Raw genomic sequence first — 2,969 nt, 5'->3', positions numbered from 1 at the left:
GCCCGCGGGTCCTGCTCGCCCGGGACGAGCCACTGGACCTCGGCGACAGTCGGCTCGACCTGTTCCCTTTCCTGGCACTGATCGCATTGACGGCGTTCGTTCTCGCAGCGGCTGTCGTCGTGCTCATCCGCCGAGGCCATCGGCATGCCGGTGGCCTCGGCGCGCTGTGGAGGGGGCGGCTTCGAAGGCGCCTGTGGTGGCACCGGGTCATCGGGGACGCCGCCCACCTCCTTCCCCTGGGGATTCCTGTGGGCTCGGTGTCGGCAGGTGCGGCAATGGCTCTCGCCATCAGCTTCGGCGAGGGCGTGCTCGACGGGGTGTGGCTGGCCCTTGCGGTACTCCTGCTGCAGGTTGCGGGGGCGGCCGTTGTGCTCACGCTCCTTCTGCGCCAGGTCCAGCCCGTTCAGGAGGTCCTGGGGAAAGTGGCCGATATCGCGGGTTTCTGGCCGGTGCGGGCGTCCTCGACCGTCTGGGCTTCATACCGGAATCGGGTGGTGGCGGGGCTCGGGTCGCAACTCGAATCCGCCGGAGCAACCAGGGTCGCCCTCGTGGCGCACAGCCAGGGGAGCGTCCTCGCCGCCTGGCTGCTGGCCGGCAGCGAAAAGGCGAGGCTCGACGGCATCGGAACGGGTGAGCGGCATCTGGTCACCACCGGTTCCCCGCTGGCGTCCCTCTACGCCGTCTTCTTTCCCGGCTATTTCCCGCCCGGCTGGTTCGCAATACTGGCAGGGCGCTGCACGAGTTGGGTCAACTTCTGGCGGCCCACGGACCCCATCGGTTTCCCGGTCGCCGGAGCCGTCAACGTCGAACTGCCGGCCGTCGATGCGGACGGTGACGTGCGCGGCCACGGGCGGTATTGGGACGAACCGGAGATCGTGGATCACGTCCAGCGGCTCGCGGCCTGGGACGATCTTTCGGCGGAGTCCGCGCGCAACCGGTAACATGGAGCGCACGTAGGGGAGTATCCCAAGCGCTACGAACGTCAACACGCGGGGCAGTGCAGCCCCGCCGGGCGTAGCGGTCGGCCGGCACAGCGCCACGGCGGAGAGACTTACGCCATTCCGTCGCAGCCCTGGAAGGTTATCCATGCCCGCTTTACCACTCGCATTCGAGGTCGGCACGTTCGTCGTCCTCGGCATTATTCTGTTGTTCGACCTGTTGCTGGTCGTCAAGCGGCCCCACGAGCCCTCCATGAAGGAAGCCGGCCTGTGGGTGGGCTTCTATGTGAGCCTCGCCCTGATCTTCGCCGCGCTCATGTTCTACTTCACCGGCGCCGAATACGGCGGCCAGTTCGTGGCCGGCTGGATCACCGAGTACAGCCTCAGCATCGACAACCTCTTCGTCTTCATCATCATCATGGCCCGCTTCTCGGTTCCCCGGAAATACCAGCAGGAGGTGCTGATGGTAGGCATCATCATCGCGCTGGTGCTCCGTGGCATCTTCATCGCCCTGGGCGCTGCCGTGATCGAGAACTTCAGCTGGATCTTCTACATCTTCGGCGCGTTCCTGCTCTACACCGCCTACAAGCAGGCCACGGATTCCGGCGAGGATGAAGAGGGTGCCGGCGAGAACAAGCTGATCAAGAAGCTCCGCACCGTGGTGCCGATGTCAGATCACTACGACGGCGGCAAGCTCCGCACGGTGGTCGACGGCAAGAAGGTCTTCACACCGATGCTCATCGTCTTCGTCACCATCGGGCTGACCGACCTGCTCTTCGCGGTCGACTCCATCCCGGCGATCTTTGGCCTCACCCAGAGCGCCTTCATCGTCTTCACGGCCAATATCTTCGCGCTCATGGGTCTTCGCCAGCTGTACTTCCTGCTGGGCGGCCTGATGACCCGGTTGATCTACCTGAAGCATGCGCTGTCCGTGATCCTCGCGTTCATCGGCGTGAAGCTCGTCCTCCACGCGATGCACGTCAACGAACTGCCGTTCATCAACGGCGGCCAGCACATCGAATGGGCACCCGAGATTCCCACCTTCGTGTCACTCGCCGTCATCGTGTTCACCATCGTCGTCGCAGTGGTCGCGAGCCTGCTGAGCCCGAAGGCGCGCCAGGCCTCCATCGACGCCGACCTCGCGGCTGACGCGCAGAAGGCAGCCCAGGAGGACCCCCACTAATACCGGGGGCAGCTGCAGCTGTCGAAGGGGGAACGGGCCGCTGGTCCGTTCCCCCTTTTCGTACTCGCGCATGACCCTCCGCCACAGGCGACGGAGGACTTCTGCCGCCGCGGTACTGCGGCCGGGACACGGTGGCAGTAAGTTCGGATGGGGTACGGTTCTACCGGCAGGTCTGATTCGCATGTTTGTCCTGCGCCTGTACGATCGACGCCATGGTCTCTCAGAGCGTGATCTTCGTTGATGCCGGTTTTCTTCTCGCAGTGGGGGGCACCCAAGTCGCCGGCACGTCCCTGCGGACCGCGTTTCAGGTCGACTACGTGAGGCTGGTTCAGGGGCTCCTCGCCCGGACATTCGAACATTCGGGGCTGGGCCTGCTGAGGGTTTACTGGTATGACGCTTCCAAAGATGCACTTTTCACGGACCAGCACAAGCGAATCGGTCTCCTACCCGATGTGAAGGTTCGGCTGGGTCGAATCTCGTTCAACGGGGATCAGAAGGGTGTGGACCTCAAGCTCGGGTTGGATCTGGTCGGAATAGCCAGGAACAGGTCGGCCTCGGTCGCCTACCTGGTGTCGGGTGATGACGACCTGGCAGAAGCTGTCGAGGCAGCTCAGGATCTGGGCATGAAGGTGGTCCTCGTCGGTGTCGATAATCCGGACCACAGGCTCGGGGTCAGGTCTGTGGCGGAGCATCTCGCACTCCGGGTGGACAGCATCATCACTCTGCCGGCCGAGCTCATCGTTGAATGTTTCACGAATGCCGTCGGTGACGAACCTCGGCCCACGCCGGTTCCCTTCCCGGTCCGGCTCGGCGCCCAGCACCGGCCCGTGCCCAAGCCGCCGGCCTCG

At 64.6% G+C, this 2,969-nt stretch carries 3 protein-coding genes; all 3 read left to right on the top strand.

The window, feature by feature from the left end; translation table 11 throughout:
- Positions 1–941 (top strand): hypothetical protein (locus Y705_RS22135; RefSeq protein ID WP_216698724.1); only part of this gene is annotated, 941 nt, incomplete at its 5' end.
- A 145-nt stretch (positions 942–1,086) separates the two neighbouring features.
- On the top strand, positions 1,087–2,121 hold the full coding sequence (locus Y705_RS0103085) for a TerC family protein (protein WP_026531797.1): 1,035 nt from the start codon (positions 1,087–1,089) through the stop codon (positions 2,119–2,121).
- Between the two features lie 212 nt (positions 2,122–2,333).
- Positions 2,334–2,969: NYN domain-containing protein (locus Y705_RS22940; protein ID WP_253908460.1), on the top strand; the 636-nt coding region annotated here is incomplete at its 3' end.

It is taken from the genome of Arthrobacter sp. H41 (genome assembly GCF_000520535.1).
Classification (GTDB): Bacteria; Actinomycetota; Actinomycetes; order Actinomycetales; family Micrococcaceae; genus Arthrobacter_D.
The sequence above is the reverse complement of the archived record's forward strand: the minus strand, read 5'-3'. Positions and strand labels throughout refer to the sequence as shown.

Coding starts and splice junctions, on each gene's coding strand:
- Y705_RS0103085 (WP_026531797.1), top strand. CDS start 1,087: ATGCCCGCTTTACCACTCGCATTCGAGGTCGGCACGTTCGTCGTCCTC.